This is a genomic window from Enterovirga sp. GCM10030262 (assembly GCF_042666435.1).
Lineage (GTDB): Bacteria > Pseudomonadota > Alphaproteobacteria > Sphingomonadales > Sphingomonadaceae > Allosphingosinicella.
The window spans coordinates 679314-695900 of sequence record NZ_JBHTDC010000001.1 but is presented as its reverse complement, the minus strand read 5'-3'; the positions used below and the strand labels follow the sequence as shown (position 1 = coordinate 695900).

Here is a 16587-nt window from a genome sequence, read left to right as displayed (position 1 = left end):
GTCGTCCGCCGACGACGATCGCCACATCGAACCCTTCCGCGATCAGGCGAGCGCCTCGACGATGGTGGCGTTGGCGATGCCGCCGCCTTCGCACATTGTCTGGAGCCCCCAGCGCTGGCCGCGCGCGCGGAGCGCATGGACGAGGGTCGCCATCAGCTTGGTCCCCGACGCGCCGAGCGGATGGCCGAGCGCGATCGCGCCGCCATGGACGTTGAGCCGCGCCGGATCGGCGCCGGTCGCCTGGAGCCAGGCGAGTGGGACGCTGGCGAAAGCCTCGTTGACCTCGAACAGGTCGATGTCGCCGAGATCCAGGCCCGCCCGGTCGAGTACGCGGCGGGTGGCGGGGATCGGCTCCTCCAGCATGATCACCGGGTCGCCGGCGGTGACGGCGAGGGCGTGAATGCGGGCGAGCGGGGTCAGGCCGTGCGTCTTCAAGGCCCGCTCGCTCACGACCAGCACGCCGCTGGCGCCGTCGCAGACCTGGCTGGCATTGGCAGCGGTGACGCGGCCCCCTTCCCTGAGCAATTTGACGCCGGCCATCCCCTCCGGCGAGGCGTCGTAGCGTATGCCTTCATCCCAGTCGTGGACCGCTTCCGAGCCGTCGGCGCGGGTGAAGGGGAGCGCGACGATCTCGTCGGCGAAGGCGCCGCTCTCGGTCGCGGCCGCCGCCTTGCGGTGGCTGTCGAGGGCAAAGGCGTCCATATTCTCGCGGGTCAGTCCGTATTTGTCGGCGATCATCTCGGCGCCGGTGAACTGGCTGAATTCGGCGACGCCATAGCGCTCCTTGATGCGCCGGCTCCACGGGCCCTCGCCGAGGCCGGCCTTGGCGGACAGGATGAAGGGCGTGCCCATGGGGACACGGGTCATGCTCTCGACGCCGGCGGCGATGACGACATCCTGGGTGCCGCTCATTACCGCCTGGGCGGCGAAGTGGAGCGCCTGCTGGGAGGAACCGCATTGCCGGTCGATGGTGACCGCGGGGACGCTGTCGGGCAGCCTGGAGGCCAGCACGGCGTTGCGGCCGACATGGAAGCTCTGCTCTCCCACCTGGCTGACGCAACCCAGGATGACATCGTCCACCGCGGCGGAATCGATCCCGCCGCGGGCGACCAGGGCGTCCAGTATCTCGGCCCCCAGATCGGCGGGGTGCCAGCCGGCCAGCGCGCCGCCGCGCCGGCCGCCGGCCGTTCGCAACGCTTCGACGATATAAGCCTCGGCCATCGATTGCCTCTTTTCCTGCCGGGACGGTTCTGCCTGCGTCCGCTTGTCCGAAATTTTTCCGCCGCCTTCATGGCACGGCCCGCGGTTGCCGCGAAGCCCCTTGCGGCTGCGGCTTCGCTCCATCGCTTTGCGCCGCCCGCGTCCGTTTCGAATTCCTTGTCACTTCCCGTCGCTTCGGTGCCGACCGGCACTTGATTCAGGTCGGGGGCCGCGATACCGAGCGCAACATAGGGAAGCTCCGGGGGTGCGTAGGTGAAGTTTGCAGGAACTGGCGGTGTCGCGATCCATGCGTGCGCGCGATTTCGGTCGCCCCGGTCCGCCGGCGCCCCATGTCCGTCGCGTCGGCCGGTCACCGCGTGACATCCGCGAGCGGCAAGAGCGAGCCTTTCTCGCAACGCCTGGGATTCTATCTCAGCTTGCTTCTGGTCCTGTCCGCGGTCACGCTGGGCGGACGCTCTTCGGGTACGCCGCTTTCGGAGGCGCTGTTCCAGATCCTCGCGGTCTGGCTGCTGGTCTGGCTGGCGCTGTCGCGCAGGACGGCCGCTGAATCGCGCCTCTCCACGGCCGCCATCGTCCTGATACTCGCCACGTTGGCGGTTGCATTCTTGCAACTGGTGCCGCTCCCTTACAGCCTCTGGGCCGCGACCTCCGGGGCGCCGGAAGCCGCGACCATCCTGGAGCGGATCGGGGAAGCCGGCGGCGCCAGGCCGCTGACGCTCGACGCCAGCGCGACGCGGGAGACGATCCTCACTTTGCTCCCGCCGATCGCCTTGTTCCTGGCGATGTTCGAGATGCGGGCGTGGGAGCGGCAGCGGCTTGCGTTGGTGGTCATGGTCGCGGCGGCGGCATCGCTCGTCGTGGGGTTGCTGCAATTCGCCAGCCAGACCGATTCCCTCTATCTCTACCAGACCACCCATGAGGGTTATTCGGTCGGCTTCTTCACCAACCGCAACCACCAGGCCGATTTCACCTTGATCGGCGCCTTGCTGGCCAGCGCCGTGTACCGGGTGAACCGGGAGGCCCTTGCGAAATCGCCGCTGGTGCCCGCGCTGATCGGCGCGATCGTCGTCGCGTTTGTGGTCGTCAATCTGGTCGCGACCGCCTCGCGCACCGGCATCGCCTTGTCGATCCCCGCGCTCGTGGCTTGTGGGGTCATCGCGCTCGGCTTCCGCAAAGGGGGAAGGTCGCTTGGTATCGCCGCATTGGTCGCCGGCGCCATCGGGGCCGTGCTTATCTTCGTCCGGCCGGATCTGTTCAGCTACGTGCTGGGACGGTTCGACGACGCCGAAAGCGACCTGCGGTTCCAGATATGGCCGGTCATCATGGACCTGATTGGGCAATATATGCCGCTTGGCTCCGGGCTCGGCACCTTTGTTCCAATTTTCCAAACCGCGGAGGAATTGGACACGGTCAAGGACCGATATGTCAATCATGCTCATAACGACTATCTCGAGATAGCGCTCGAGATGGGAGCGATCGGAATTTTCCTCGTCATCTGCTTCATGGCATTGTTCGCCTGGGCCGTCGCCGCCGCGTTCAGGAGTGAGCTGCCGCGCAAATATGCCCCCCTGTGCGCCGCCGCGGCCGCCGGTATCGTAGTGCTGCTGGCCCATTCGGTGGTCGATTACTCCTTGCGCACGTCCTCGCTCGCGATAACCTTCGCGCTCCTGATGGGCCTGTTGATGCCGCTGCCCGCCACGGGCGCGCGCAGGCCCGAGCGCATGCCCCGGCAATAGCATGATAAACACCGCGAATCCGGCCGGGCGCGCAGCCGCGCAGCCCCTTTTTCGCCTTTCCTCTGAATAGAAGCCCGTCTAGAGAGGCAGCATGATCCGAGTAGCTTTCACCGCAGGCATGGCGTGCATCGCCCTGGCCGGTTGCGCGTCCACCCGCCCCGTCGTTCCGATGGGCGCGGAGGCCTATCGCACCTTTCCATCGTCCACGCAGATCCCCGCCGTGAGCGAGTACAGGATCGGCGCGTTCGATGTCATCAGCATCTCCACCTTTCAGGAAGAAGGTCTGTCTCTCGAAGAGGTGAAGGTCGATTCCGGGGGCGGCATCATCTTCCCGCTGATCGGCCCCGTCCAGGCCGCCGGCCGCACCGCCGAAGAGCTCGCGAACGACATCGCCGCCAAGCTGGGCCAGCGCTATCTGGTCGATCCGCAGGTGACGGTGGCGGTGAATTCGTCGGCGCAGCGCAAGGTCACCGTCGAAGGCGCGGTCAACGCCGCCGGCGTCTTCCCGATCGAAGGCCGCACGACGCTTCTGCAAGCCTTGGCGCTGGCCCGCGGACCGAACGAGATCGCTTCGCTCGACGACGTGGTGATCTTTCGGACGATCGACGGGCAGCGCATGGCGGCGGCGTTCAACCTGGTGGACATAAGGCGGGGGATTGCCGAGGATCCGGCCATATTCGGCAACGACATCGTCGTCGTCGGCGCGTCGAACGGCCGTCAGATCTATCGCGACATCCTCTCCGCTTCGCCGCTTATCGCGGGCATTTTCCGCCCGATCGCGGGTTCGGGTAATAACAATTGAGCCGGCGTGGCGGACTCCAAAGAGAAGTGATTTAGTTGCATGAAACCCACATCAGGCTTCCGAGCTGAACAGACGCGCTCGATCGAGATCGAGCCCACGCGGATCGAGGGCGCTACCCCGTTCGGCGGGTCGGGCGGCGACGACCGCGGCGCGGGCGGGCTTCATCTCGATTTTCGCCGGATCTGGGCCGGGATATATCGGAACCGCTGGCTCATCGGCGGCATTCTGCTCGGCGCCATCATTCTCGGCGTTATCGCGACGGCGTTGACCACCCCTTTGTACCGGGCGGCGACCAGCCTCGAGATCGAGCGCGAATCCGCCAACGTTCTCAACGTCGAGGACGTCGTGCAGGAAGAAGCGGTCCAGGACGTCGACCAGTTCCTTCAGACGCAGGTGCAGATTTTGCGCAGCCGCTCGCTCCGCCAGGCTGTCGCCGAGGATCTCGGCTTGCTCCGGGACAACAGCTTCCTTCTGGCGATGAACGTCCCCATTCCCGATGAATCTCTGCGTCCGGAGGCGCAGCAGAATATCCGTCGCGACGCCGTGCTGGATGTCCTCGAGGACAATCAGGCGATTACATTGTTGCCGTCTTCGCGGATCGTCCAGGTCAGCTTCTCGAGCCCGGACGCGCAGCTTTCCGCGCGGGTCGCCAACAGCTTCGCCGAGAAATATATCGAGGGAAATCTCGCCCGCCGCTTCGACATGAGCAGCTATGCTCGGAACTTCCTCCGCGACCAGCTCGCCAAGACCAAGGAGCGGCTCGAAGCCTCGGAGCGGGCGATGAACGCCTATGCCCGCCAGGCCGGCCTCATCGAAGCCGGCCCCACCACCGCCTCGGAAGGCGGCCAGTCGACCTCGACCTTGACCGCGGCCAGCCTCGTGCAGGCGAATGCCGCGCTTGCGGAGGCGCGCAACGCCCGCATCGCCGCCGAGCAGCGCTGGAACAACGCGCGCACCGCGCCCGCGCTCAGCCTGCCGGACGTGTACCGGAACCCGGCCGTCACTCAATTGTACCAGCGCCGCGCGCAGCTGCGCGCCGATTACGAAGAGGGTCTCCAGCACCGGCAGGAGGATTTCCCGGCGATGCGCCAGATGGCGGCGGAGATCGCCCAGATCGACAAGGAGCTTGAAACGATCGCGTCGGGCATTCGCCGGTCGGTCCAGGAGGCCTATCAGTCGGCCCGCGGCCAGGAAGCCGCCATGGAGCGCGCCGTCGCGGATCTGACCTCCCGCCGCCTCGGCGAGCAGGACCGCAGCGTCCAGTACAATATCCTCAGCCGCGAGGTGGAGACCAACCGCATCCTGTATGATGGCCTCCTGCAGCGCTTCAAGGAACTGAGCGCCGCCGCCGGCCTCACCGCCAACAACATTTCCGTCGTCGACCAGGCCGAGCCGCCGCGCTTCCCCTATACGCCGCAGCCTGTCCTCAACATCCTGCTGGCGACCATCTTCGGGCTCGTCCTCGGGGTGCTGGCGGCACTGGCTCGCGAGAAGCTGGCCGGAAGGGTGCGGGTTCCCGAGGATGTCGAGCAGTCCGTCGGCATCCCGGTGCTCGCGACCATTCCGATGGTCGAGAAGCAGGATCTCGGGGAGACGCTCAAGAATCCCCGGTCTCCGGCATCCGAGGCCTACCATACGCTGCGCTCGACGCTCGAGCTCAGCACCTCGGCCGGCGTGCCCAAGACTCTGCTCTTCACCAGCGGACAGCAGGGCGAGGGCAAGTCGACGAGCGCGCTCCAGATCGCGACCGATTTCGCCAAGGGCGGCAAGAAGGTTCTGCTCGTCGACGCCGACATGCGCCGCCCGTCGCTCCATCGCAAGCTGGACCGCTTCAACGAAACCGGCCTGTCGAGCCTGCTCGCCGGCCAAGCCACGCTGGCCGGGGCCGTCCAGGAGCTTGGCGACGCCAGCAACCTGCACTTCCTCGCCAGCGGCCCCTTGCCTCCGAGCCCGGCGGAGCTGCTGTCGAGCTCGATGCTTCGCACGACGCTCGATCAGGCCGCTTCGGTCTACGATCTCATCGTCCTCGACGGTCCGCCGGTCCTGGCGCTCGCCGACGCCTCGATCCTTGCCGCGGTCGCCGACGGCACCGTCGTGGTGATCCAGGCGGACAGGTCGCGCACGCAGCAGGTCCGGTCGTCGATCGACCGGCTGCGGGCGGGCGGCGCCCGCCTGGTCGGCGCGGTATTCACCAAGTTCAACGCCCGCCACATGGGCTATGAATATGATTACCGGTACAATTACGAGTATCGCGCGAGCGAGGAGGAGTAGCGCGCAGCTGCTTGTTGTGACGGCAGGAGAGCCCGGGGCATGAAGACGTGGTGACAGCTGGCAGCCGCCGTGGGCGGTCGTTCGTAACGATCGCACTCGCCATCCTGATGTCCTTGTTGCTGGCGGCGCAGGGTCTCGGGCAATGGGCGAACAATCGCGGGCTCGGCATTATGCTCGAAGCGCTCGGATCGCGGGACGCGGATTTCCTTGCCAAGAGCGCGCAGCGGTCGTTCGAGCTCAGGAACTACGCCGCCGCCGAGGCTGTCGCTCGCAGGGCGGTGGAGGGCGCTCCGCTCCACCAGAAAGCGTTGCGCATCGTGGGGATGGCGCAGGTCGCACAGGGCAATCCGCAGGGCCATGAAACGGTGCGGGCGGCGGGATTGCTCGGCTGGCAGGATGTGCCGACGCAGGCCTGGCTGATGATCGACGCACTCCAGCGCGGGCAGCCCCAGGAGGCGATATTTCGCGCGGACGCGCTCGCCCGCCGCGCGGGAGTGCGGCCGGAGCTTCTGCCTTTGATCGTCGCGTTCGCCGACGATTCCACCACCCTTCCAACATTGCTCGATCGCCTCGAACTGGCGCCGACCTGGCGGCAGGATTTCTTTCGGATGGCGTCCGAGGCGACGGCGACGCAGACGAACACCCTCGACATGCTGCTGAGGCGGCTCCAGCGCGGCGACGCGCCTCCGACGCGCGAGGAGGTCACGCCCGTCGTCCGCCGGCTGGTCGTTCTCGGCAATTATGACCGCGCCGATGCCCTCGCCACCGACCTGCTGGGCAAACCCAGATCGGGATCGGGGAATCTGGTCGATGACGGAGGCTTCGCCCTCGCCGACGTCTATCGGAGACCGAACAACGAACGCACGCCGTTCGACTGGGAGATCGGCTCGACGCGCGGCGCCACGGCGACGGTCGGCGCCTCGGCCGGGCAGGACGACGGCGCGCTGTACGTCGATTCCAACGGCGCTCAGCCTGCCGTGCTCGCGACGAAGGTGGTGCGCGTACCGCCCGGTTCCTACCGTTTCGCCTTCACCGTCGTCAGCCCGGATGCGAACGCTCTTGAGCGCTTTAACTGGTCGGCCACCTGCCTGCCCGGGACGCAGCCGCTCCTCGAAGAGACGAGCGCGGCGCTTGTCGCCGGTCAGGCGAAGCGGGTGGAGCTTCCGCTCACCGTGCCGGCCAGCGGTTGCGAGGCCCAGACCCTAAGGCTGCATGCCAAGTCCACGTCCCCGCGCGAGACGGTCGGGGCGCGTTTCGACGACATCGAAATCCGTCCGCTGCCCTAGCAAGGCGCCTGTTTCTGTCGAGCCATGTTGGCGATCCGGCGAGCAAGAGCTAAGAACTTAAAATGAACAGCAATTCCCAGTTCCGCGGCTCGAACTTTCAATATCAGATGAGCCAGGCCGCTTTGGCTGCCGTCGGGAGTGGCGCGGCGCTCGCAATCCTGATGTTCATCGGCGGTTTCGCCGCCGGAAGCGCCAGCGTCGTCTATGCGAGCATGGCGCTTCTGGCGTTCCTGATTCCCGCCGCGACAGGGCTGTTGCGCGGTCGCCAGTTCGATATCTTCGAGCCGGTGAATCTCGTCGCGGGGGCGATCCTGTTCGCGACCACGATCCGGGCCTTCTATCTGATGGCGAGCGACTCTTCCCGGGCCGAATTCCTGATGATGGGCGCGTCTTTCGACGCGGTGAACGCGCAGATTCCATGGATGCTGCTCGGCATCGCGGCGCTCTCCATTGGATATATCGTCGTTCCTTACCGGGTTCCGCTGGAGCGGTTGTCCTTCGTCCAGCGGTTCACCGTCAGCCGGGGCCGATTGTGGACCGCGATAGGTTTCGCGACCGTCACCGGGCTCGTCGGCGTCGGTCTTTTCATGACCCGATTCGGGATAAGCCTGTCGGACGGCATTCTGGCGCTCAGCAGAAAACGCGCGGCGGAATTTGTCGGAGATTCTGGAGAGATCATTTACGGAAAGGGTTATGAGGTCTTTTTGGGGCAGTTCTCCCAATATGGGTTCATCCTGCTCGCAGCGGTGCTGTGCGCTGGTTTGTTGCGATGGAATGGCCGGAATATCGGCGCCGTCTCGGCCCTGTTCTTTCTCTCGATAATTGTTCCGTTCATGAGCAGTTCGCGATCTTCGATCCTCCTGCTCCTGATTATTGCCTGCATTCTGGCATATTATTACGGGCGCATTCACCTTAAGGCCATTCTTATTGCCGCGGTAATCGCGGCGACGGTCGTAACGGGAATGGGCGCCCTGCGCGAGTTCAATCAGCAGGGCGCAATCGAGCGGGAAGGGGCGGTGGACGCGATCATCGGGTCCGGCAACGGAATCGACTTCGTTCGAACGGCGGCTATCATGGAGCGGGTGCCGTCGGTACGGCCCTTCCAGAACGGCACAACCTACGCAGCCCTTTTCACCTCGGTTATCCCGCGCGGCATCTGGCCGGAAAAGCCGAACCCTAGCATGGGAGTATGGATCAAAGGCGAGCTGTTCGGCCAGTCGGTCCGCAAGAACGGGTGGCCGCCGGGAATGATCGCCGAGGCTTATATTAATTTCGGCATCCCCGGAATCCCGATCGTGATGTTCATTTTCGGAGGGTTGCTGCGTGTCTTCTACGAGAGCTGCAGGCCGCATCTGGGAGTGTCGCTGCCGATCACGATTTTATACGCCGTGTCGATCTGGCGCCTTGCCTTCGGCACCATCGGTCTGAATTTCGCGCACGGTATCCTGCAAGTGCTGCAATATGTCATCCCGATGCTTGCATTGCTTTGGCTGGCGAGATCGCCCCGCAGGCGAAGGGGGCATAATCCCGCTCTCGGTCACATGCCTATGGACAGGATTCCCAAATCCTCTGGGGTATGATTCAACTCGTCTGAGGGTCCACCTACCGGCCCGTCATGTGGCTCGATATGGATGCTCGAACAAGCTCAACATGACGAGATGGTGCAATCCAAAGTCATCAGGCCCCAATCCCGCCCCGCTTTAGAAGGCCTCCCGATAGTCCGGCTTCACCAGCGCGCGCAGGGCGTCGGTGACCGGCACCTCCACCGGATAGGCGCCTTCGGCCCACGGCCCCGCCTCATAGGGCGGGATGAGGATGCCGAACGCGTCGAATCGACGGTCGCTGTCGCTGTCCACGGGGACGATCACCTGCTCGGCGAGGTTCGGACAGCCGGTCATCCAATCGTCGCCCTCCAGAGGTAGTTTTTCCTCCCGCCGCGTCGCCCGCTCCTGGTCCAGCGCCGCGCAATAGGCGCCGTTCATGGCCGCGAACGCCGCGGCCGGATCGGAGAACAGGTCGGCGGCGGCGATGGCGCGGCCGGCCTCGCGGTCCCACAGGATCGAATCGAACGTCAGGCTGCCATGGGCGCCGCCGGTGAAGGTCTCCAGCGTCGCCGCGATGCTGAGCAGGGGCGCGCTATCCCCTCGAATCGTCCAGACCTTGCTGAAATAATGCCCGTTGAAGGGGATATCCTCGGTCCTTATGGCTTTATCATCGCGCGCCGTCGCCAGCGCCTCGGCGCGGTCGCGGGCGAGCGCCTGTTCCAGCGCCGCGTCGAGGCCGGGGATGGCGGCCGCCTCGGCGGGCCAGCCATAGGTGAAATCGACGGGTTCCCCTTTCTCCTCGACCAGCCTGGCCGCCGCCGCCGCCGGGGCCGCGGGTGCCGCCGCCTCGGCCTCGGCTTTGGCGGGTTGGGCCATGGGTGCGGTTTCGGTGCCGCAGGCCGAGAGGATCAGGGCGGATGCGAGGAGAAGCTTCTTCATGGCGATAGAGCTAGCGGAAAGCGTGGCGGCCGGTCCAGAACTCTGAAGGCCGCTATTCTCAACTCCGCTCGGGGGCGCCGCGCTGTTGACTTGGGGTCCGCCCCTTCCTAAAGGAACCGCGCCCTGGCGGGTTCGTTCGCCGGCATGTCCCACGCCCTTTGTCGCACCTCGCCGCGCGCGGGGTCGCACCCTGGGAGAACGACGTGACGGAAGACGAATCCGGGCAGGCCCCTAAGCTTCAGGAAGATGCGCGGCTGGCATCGCTCGACGAGCGGTTACGCCAAGCGCAGCACGACGAAGCGGTGAGGACGGGAAGGACGCGTAAGCCGGCTGATCGCAACGAGCAGCTCGGCAATCGCGTCTTGTCCTATCTGATCGGGGGGCTGCTTGGCGGAGCGGCGATCGGCTGGGCGCTAGACCAGCTTTTCGACACTTCTCCCTGGCTCCTGCTCATCATGCTGTTCCTGGGAACGGCGGCTGGGTTCTGGAACATCATCAAGCTTTCCAACCGGCGCCCGGAGTGATTTCGGGCGTTTGGATTATTGAACGGGAATGAAACGCGTGGCGGCCGAATCAGGCAAGATCGACCCGATGCACCAGTTCGAGGTGCAGACCATCTTCGAAGGCTTCGAGCTGGGCGGGCAACAGATCGCCTTCACCAACTCGGCGCTGTGGATGGTGCTGACCGTGGGCGTCCTGTGGCTGTTCATGCTGGGCGGCATGAAGCGCCAGCTCGTGCCCGGCCGCTGGCAGGCCGCGGTCGAGGGCATGACCGGCTTCATCGACAGCATGATGCTGACCAATATCGGGCCGGAAGGGCGCAAATATACGCCCTACGTCTTCTCATTGTTCATGTTCATCCTGACCGCCAATCTGATGGGAATGCTGCCGGTCGGCATATTCGGCCTGCACCCGTTCACGGTGACGAGCCACTTCACCATCACCGGCGTGCTCGCGATCCTGTCCTTCTCGATCGTTCTCGTCGTCGGCTTCTGGCGCCACAAGCTCCATTTCTTCTCCCTGTTCGTGCCGCACGGTACGCCCTGGTACATGATGCCGCTGATCGCGATGATCGAGTTCGTCAGCTTCATGGTGCGCCCGTTCAGCCTCGGCCTGCGGCTGTTCGTCGCGATGACCGCCGGCCATATCCTGCTCAAGGTGCTGAGCGGCTTCGTCATCAATTCGACCAATGCCGGCATCGGCTATGGCGTCGCGATCGGCATTCCGACCTTCGGGCTGATGATCGGCATCACCGCGCTGGAGATACTGGTCGCGGCGATCCAGGCCTATGTGTTCGCGCTTCTGACCTCGCTCTACATCAACGACGCGGTCAATCTTCACTGAGTTTTCGTCAACGTTCACAACGATTTTTGAAAGGGAGTTTCAACATGGACGCAGAAGCCGCAAAGCTGTTGGGCGCGGGTTTCGCCGCTATCGGTGTCGGCATGGCCGCATTGGGCGTGGGTAACGTGTTCGGCTCGTTCCTCGAGAGCGCGCTTCGCAACCCCGCCGCCGCGGATGGCCAACAGGGAAGGTTGTTCATCGGCTTCGCCGCCGCCGAGCTTCTCGGCCTGCTGGCGTTCGTCGTCGCCATGATCCTGCTCTTCGTCGCCTAACAGCGACTAGAGCGGGCGGACCCAAGCCATGCCTCAGATAGCCCAAATCGACGCAACCTTCGCGTCGCAGCTCTTCTGGCTCATCGTCACGTTCGGCATCATCTATCTGGTGATCGGACGGGGGATGCTGCCGAAGATCGGTGCGACCGTGGACGCGCGCGACAAAAGGATATCGGACGATCTCGCGGAGGCGGAGCGCGCGCGCGCCGCGGCCGACGAGACCGAAGAGGCGTATCGGGCCAGGACCGAGCAGAGCCGGACCGAGGCTCTCAAGGTGACGCAGGCCGCCAAGGACGCTTCGGCTCGCGAGGCGGAGGCCAAGGCCAAGGCCGCCGATGCGGAGCTTGGCGCGAAGGTCGCCGAGGCCGAGGCGCGCATTCGCGCCGCGTCCGAAGCGGCCATGGCCGACATCGAGACCGTCGCCGCCGAAGCGGCGCGCGACATGGTCGCGAGGCTGTCGGGCACGACCACGACCCAGGCCCAGGCGGCCAAAGCAGTGAAGGCAGCGCTCGCCAATGGCTGACGTCAGGACCATCGACCCCAACACCGCACTGGTGGAGCAGAACCTTGCCAACCCCACCGAACTGGAGGGAATGGAGCATGGAGGCACCGCGGCGCTGACCGAGGCGGACGTGGAAGCTCATCCCGAGCCGACCGCGCTCGGCCTCGACGCCACCGCCTGGGTCGCCCTGGCGATGATCGCGGTGATCGCGATCATGCTGTGGAAGAAGGTGCCGGCCGCGATCGGCAAGGCGCTCGACAAGAAGATCGCCGGCATCCGCGAGCAATTGGACGAGGCCGCCAAGCTCCGCGCCGAAGCCGAGGCGCTGAAGGCGGAATATGAAGCCAAGGCCGCCGCCGCCGGCGCCGAGGCGGCGACGATGCTCGAACGCGCCCGCCACGAGGCCGACGCCATCGTCCAGCAGGCCAAGACGGACAGCGCCGCCCTCGTCGAACGCCGCGCCCGCATGGCCGAGGACAAGATCGCCGCCGCCGAACGGAGCGCGATCCAGGAAGTCCGCACCAGGGCCGCGACAGCCGCCGCCGCTGCCGCCGCCGCGCTGATCACCGACCGGCACGACGCCGCCGCCGACAAGGCGATGGTCGACCAGACCATCGCCGGGCTGGGGCGGTCGCACTAACCCAAAAATCCTCCCCCTCAAGGGGGAGGGGGACCAAGCGAAGCTTGGTGGAGGGGTGCGGCCTCCCCGAAATAATCCCGACCGTCGCACCCCTCCGTCACGCTACGCGCGCCACCTCCCCTCGACGGGGAGGATTTTCAGGCGACGCCGCCCGGGTCCTTCTCGTTGAGTCGCGGATTTGAGAGGGTGCCTCCCAAGGGAGGAACCTGATGCTGAGCGGTCCCCAGTCCACGATCCGGATGGCGCGGCGGCTGCGGCGGGAGATGAGCCTGCCGGAAGTGCTGCCCTGGTGCGAGCTGCGCAAGCGGCCCGAGGGGCTCAAGTTTCGCAAGCAGCACCCGGCCGGGTCTTATGCGGCCGATTTCTTCTGCCACGAGGCGAGGCTGGTGATCGAGGTCGATGGCCAAGCGCACGAGCGCGGAGACCGATCGGAAAGGGACAAGGCGCGGGATGCCTGGTTCGTCGAGCGGCGGTTCAGAATGTTGCGGATCCCGGCGGCGGAGGTGTTGGGCAATCTCGAAGGGGTTGTTCAGTGGATCGTGCAACATGCCAAATCCTCCCCGTCGAGGGGAGGGGGACCACCCATAGGCTGGTGGAGGGGTGCGGCCTCTCCGGATAAGTCCGAACGCTGACACCCCTCCGTCGCGCTGCGCGCGCCACCTCCCCTCGAAGGGGAGGACTTTTGGAGGCGCGACGACGACGGGTGGCGCTGGGCGGCGGCGGCTCCTAAATCCCCCTTGTGACCGACCCGACCTCCCCGAACCGCTTCAACGAGGAAAATGCCACCTACACGGTGCGCGGGACCGACAAGCCCGATCTTGAGGCGGGCGTGGCGGCGATCCGCAACGTCGTGCGGACCTTGCCGACGCGGCCCGGCGTCTACCGGATGCTCGATGCGCGCGGCGAGGTGCTCTATGTCGGCAAGGCGCGGGCGCTCCGGAACCGCGTCACCAACTACACCCAGGTCTCGCGCCTCACCAAGCGGCTCCAGCGGATGGTCGCGCAGACCCGCGACATGCTGATCGTCACCACCAACACCGAGGCCGAGGCGCTCTTGCTCGAGGCGCAGCTCATCAAGCGCTACCGGCCGCCCTACAACGTGCTGCTGCGCGACGACAAAAGCTTCCCCTTCATCCTGCTGCGCGAGGACCACGCTTTCCCCCGCGTCCAGAAGCATCGCGGCGCGCGCCGGGCGAAGGGCCAATATTACGGCCCGTTCGCCAGCGCCGGCTCGGTCACCCGCACCCTCAACGCGCTCCAGAAACTGTTCCTGCTCAGGAGCTGCTCCGACAGCTTCTTCGCCAACCGCTCGCGGCCCTGCCTGCTCTATCAGATCAAGCGCTGCTCCGCGCCCTGCGTCGGCCGGATCGACGCCGACGGCTATGCCGAACTGGTCGGCGACGCCAAGGATTTCCTCGGCGGCAAGTCGACCAAGGTCCAGGCCAAGCTCGGCGGGCTGATGAGCGTGGCGGCGGAGCGGCAGGATTACGAGCTCGCGGCCGTCTATCGTGACCGCCTGCGCGCGCTGACCTTCATCCAGGGCACGCAGACCATTCACGCCGAGGGGCTGGGCGACGCCGACATCTTCGCGCTCGCCTGCAAGGAAGGCGCGATGTGCATCCAGGCCTTCTTCATCCGCGGCGGCAACAATTGGGGTCATCGCAGCTTCTTCCCCGCCCACACCAACGAGGTGCCCGAGGACGAGGTGCTGACGAGCTTCCTCACCCAATTCTACGAAGAAGTGCCTCCGCCGAAACAGATCCTGCTCGATCGCCCGCTGGCGGAGGCGGCCCTGCTCGGCGAGGCGCTGGGCGAGCGCGCGGGGCACAGGGTGATTCTCCGCGTCCCCCAGCGCGGCGCCCATATTCGCATGATCCGCCAGGCCAAGCGCAACGCCGAGGAAGCGCTGGACCGCCGCCTCGCCGAGACCAGCACCCAGCACCGGAACCTGCGTGCGCTCGCCGAACTGTTCGAGCTGGAAGGCCCGCCTGAGCGTATCGAAGTCTATGACAACAGCCACATCATGGGCACCAATTCGGTCGGCGCGATGATCGTGGCGGGCCCCGAGGGCTTCCGCAAGAACGCCTATCGCAAGTTCAACATCAAGCGCGCCGAGACCGCGCCCGGCGACGATTTCGCGATGATGCGCGAGGTGCTGAGCCGCCGCTTCGCCCGGCTGGAGAAGGAGGATCCGGACCGCTCGAAAGGCGACTGGCCGAGCCTGCTGCTGATCGACGGCGGCAAGGGCCAGCTCTCCGCCGTCTGCGAGGTGCTGGAGGATGCCGGCGTCCACGACGTGCCGGTCGTCGCCATCTCCAAGGGTCCAGACCGCAATGCCGGCCGCGAGGTCTTCCACCTTCCCGGCGGGCGCGAGACGACGCTGCCGCCCAACGACCCCGTCCTCTTCTACCTCCAGCGGCTCCGCGACGAAGCCCACCGCTTCGCCATCGGCGCCCACCGCACGAAGCGCGCCAAGAGCTTCGCCGCCAACCCGCTGGACGAGGTCCCCGGCATCGGCCCCAGCCGCAAGCGCGCTTTGCTGATGCACTTCGGCACGGCGCGGGCGGTGAAGGGCGCGGCGCTGGAGGATCTGGAGAAGGCCCCCGGCATCTCGAAGACGATGGCGCGCGGCATCTACGATTATTTCCACCCGAGGGGGTGAGCGCCCGGAGCGTCGGCGGCGCTTTCAGGCCACAGCGCCGCCCGACTTACTCCTCGCGCCCTGGACCCTGCCCCTGCGCTTCGAGGAAATTCCGGGTCGCGCCGAGAATGAGCTGGTTGCCGATGCTGTTCGTGGCCTGATCGAACAGATGCTGGCCATAAGGAAACCGGATAAGCCGGATATCGACGCCGCCTCGCCTGGCTTCCGCCGCGAAACGATAGGTGAGGCGCGGGGGCAGCAGATGATCGTTTTCGCCGACGACCACGAGCGTGGGCGGCGCCCGGGGGCCGATATGGGAAGCCGGGTCGATCCGGGCATAGCGATCCGGATAGCGCTCGGGCGAGCCGCCGACATAGGCATTCGCATAGGCACGCGCCATGTCGCCCAATTGCGGGAAATCGTTGCGATAGACATCCGCAAGGTGGACGGCGGGATAGATGGTGGAGACCGCGGCCACCCGGGGCACGCTGCCCCCGCACGACGAGCGCAATGTGCCTTCATTGGCCCTGTATCCGGCGTTGAGCGCCAGGTTGCCGCCCGCTGAATCGCCGATGAGCGAAATCCGCGCCGGATCGCCGCCGAGACGCCCAACGTTCGCCTTGGCCCAGGCGAGCGCGCAGCCGACCTGCTCCGTCGTGCTGTCCCACAAATGGCGGTCGGGCGAAGAGAGCGGGTAGTCGATCGAGATGGTCAGCCATCCCCGCCGCGCGAACCAGCGCATATTCTCGCCCCCCGCGAACCTGTCGCCGGCGACCCAGCCGCCGCCATGGACGTAGATCAGCACGGGCGCGGGGGAGCGCGGCTTGGCGCGATCCGGTTCATAGACAAGGAGGCCGAGGGGTTCGCCATCGAGGCTGGAATAGACGAGATCATGATCGGGCAGCGCCGGGAGCGGGGCATGGCTCGCCAGCGCAAGCACCATGTCGACCGGCACATCATTGTCGTCCGCCACGGCAACCATTCGGCCGACCGCGACCGCCCCGACGACCACGACCGCGACCGCGAACAGGCTCAGGCCCTTCCGCAGCCGGCGCCTGCCTTTGGGGCCGCCCATCCAGATGAAAGCGGCGGCCAATGCAGGCAGCAGGATAAACCACGGGCTGAACCAGTTGAGGATGAGCGAGCCGTAAGGAGCAAGATATGGCAGCGCGTAAACATGGGCGCCCAGCAGCAACAGTGCGAAGACGACGGCCACGAAGCCGCCGACGATCAAGGCCGACCAGCGGACTATCTTTATAAGTCTATCCAACGACGTGCTCCCCCCGGACGCATCCTCATTCGTCCGCGCCTTTCAGCGCGGGAGGCACGTTTAGCACATGTCGCGGCGCGTCGCTTCGAGAACAAGCGCATCCGCGCGGGTCGCCTCGT

The 16587-nt window shown here is 66.1% G+C and carries 15 protein-coding genes; 12 read left to right on the top strand and 3 right to left on the bottom strand.

The window, feature by feature from the left end; genetic code table 11:
• Window positions 1-42: 42 nt before the first annotated feature.
• Window positions 43-1221, bottom strand: coding sequence for an acetyl-CoA C-acetyltransferase (locus tag ACFQRC_RS03425; RefSeq protein ID WP_379957764.1), 1179 nt, complete (start codon window positions 1219-1221; stop codon window positions 43-45).
• Between the two features lie 329 nt (window positions 1222-1550).
• Between ACFQRC_RS03425 and ACFQRC_RS03420 the strand changes: the two genes are divergently transcribed.
• From ACFQRC_RS03420 to ACFQRC_RS03400, 5 genes are all read left to right on the top strand, one after another.
• Window positions 1551-2957 (top strand): O-antigen ligase family protein, encoded by a 1407-nt coding sequence (locus ACFQRC_RS03420; RefSeq protein WP_379957762.1) that lies wholly within the window; start codon window positions 1551-1553, stop codon window positions 2955-2957.
• Window positions 2958-3048: 91 nt separating this feature from the next.
• A complete protein-coding gene (locus ACFQRC_RS03415) occupies window positions 3049-3759 on the top strand; it encodes a polysaccharide biosynthesis/export family protein (protein WP_379957760.1) in 711 nt (236 codons plus the stop codon).
• Between the two features lie 39 nt (window positions 3760-3798).
• A complete protein-coding gene (locus tag ACFQRC_RS03410; RefSeq protein WP_379957758.1) occupies window positions 3799-6030 on the top strand; it encodes a GumC family protein in 2232 nt (743 codons plus the stop codon).
• A gap of 50 nt (window positions 6031-6080) precedes the next feature.
• A complete protein-coding gene (locus ACFQRC_RS03405) occupies window positions 6081-7316 on the top strand; it encodes a hypothetical protein (RefSeq protein ID WP_379957756.1) in 1236 nt (411 codons plus the stop codon).
• Window positions 7317-7378: 62 nt separating this feature from the next.
• A complete protein-coding gene (locus tag ACFQRC_RS03400; RefSeq protein WP_379957754.1) occupies window positions 7379-8896 on the top strand; it encodes an oligosaccharide repeat unit polymerase in 1518 nt (505 codons plus the stop codon).
• Window positions 8897-9016: 120 nt separating this feature from the next.
• Here ACFQRC_RS03400 and ACFQRC_RS03395 read toward each other — a convergent pair whose 3' ends face one another.
• Window positions 9017-9799, bottom strand: a complete 783-nt coding sequence (locus tag ACFQRC_RS03395) for a PdaC/SigV domain-containing protein (protein ID WP_379957752.1) — start codon at window positions 9797-9799, stop codon at window positions 9017-9019.
• A gap of 203 nt (window positions 9800-10002) precedes the next feature.
• On the opposite strand from ACFQRC_RS03395, the gene ACFQRC_RS03390 reads away from it, so the two are divergent.
• From ACFQRC_RS03390 to uvrC, 7 genes are all read left to right on the top strand, one after another.
• Window positions 10003-10323 carry an AtpZ/AtpI family protein gene (locus ACFQRC_RS03390; protein ID WP_379957750.1) on the top strand — a complete coding sequence of 107 codons (321 nt, stop codon included), beginning with the start codon at window positions 10003-10005 and terminating at the stop codon, window positions 10321-10323.
• A 37-nt stretch (window positions 10324-10360) separates the two neighbouring features.
• Entirely contained in the window at window positions 10361-11143 is a 783-nt protein-coding gene (locus ACFQRC_RS03385) for a F0F1 ATP synthase subunit A (protein ID WP_379957748.1), read from the top strand.
• Between the two features lie 44 nt (window positions 11144-11187).
• On the top strand, window positions 11188-11415 hold the full coding sequence (locus tag ACFQRC_RS03380) for a F0F1 ATP synthase subunit C (protein ID WP_379957746.1): 228 nt from the start codon (window positions 11188-11190) through the stop codon (window positions 11413-11415).
• Between the two features lie 28 nt (window positions 11416-11443).
• A complete protein-coding gene (locus ACFQRC_RS03375) occupies window positions 11444-11938 on the top strand; it encodes an ATPase (RefSeq protein WP_379957744.1) in 495 nt (164 codons plus the stop codon).
• Complete coding sequence (locus ACFQRC_RS03370) at window positions 11931-12557, top strand: F0F1 ATP synthase subunit B (protein WP_379957742.1); 627 nt, start codon at window positions 11931-11933, stop codon at window positions 12555-12557. The genes ACFQRC_RS03375 and ACFQRC_RS03370 overlap by 8 nt, the downstream gene beginning before the upstream one ends.
• A 209-nt stretch (window positions 12558-12766) precedes the next feature.
• Window positions 12767-13189 carry an endonuclease domain-containing protein gene (locus tag ACFQRC_RS03365; protein ID WP_379957740.1) on the top strand — a complete coding sequence of 141 codons (423 nt, stop codon included), beginning with the start codon at window positions 12767-12769 and terminating at the stop codon, window positions 13187-13189.
• A 107-nt stretch (window positions 13190-13296) separates the two neighbouring features.
• Window positions 13297-15219: an excinuclease ABC subunit UvrC gene (gene uvrC / locus ACFQRC_RS03360; RefSeq protein ID WP_379957738.1), complete on the top strand. Its 1923-nt coding sequence runs from the start codon at window positions 13297-13299 to the stop codon at window positions 15217-15219.
• A 46-nt stretch (window positions 15220-15265) separates the two neighbouring features.
• Here the strand turns inward: uvrC and ACFQRC_RS03355 are convergent, their stop codons facing one another.
• Window positions 15266-16468, bottom strand: coding sequence for an alpha/beta hydrolase (locus ACFQRC_RS03355; protein ID WP_379957736.1), 1203 nt, complete (start codon window positions 16466-16468; stop codon window positions 15266-15268).
• Between the last annotated feature and the right edge of the window lie 119 nt (window positions 16469-16587).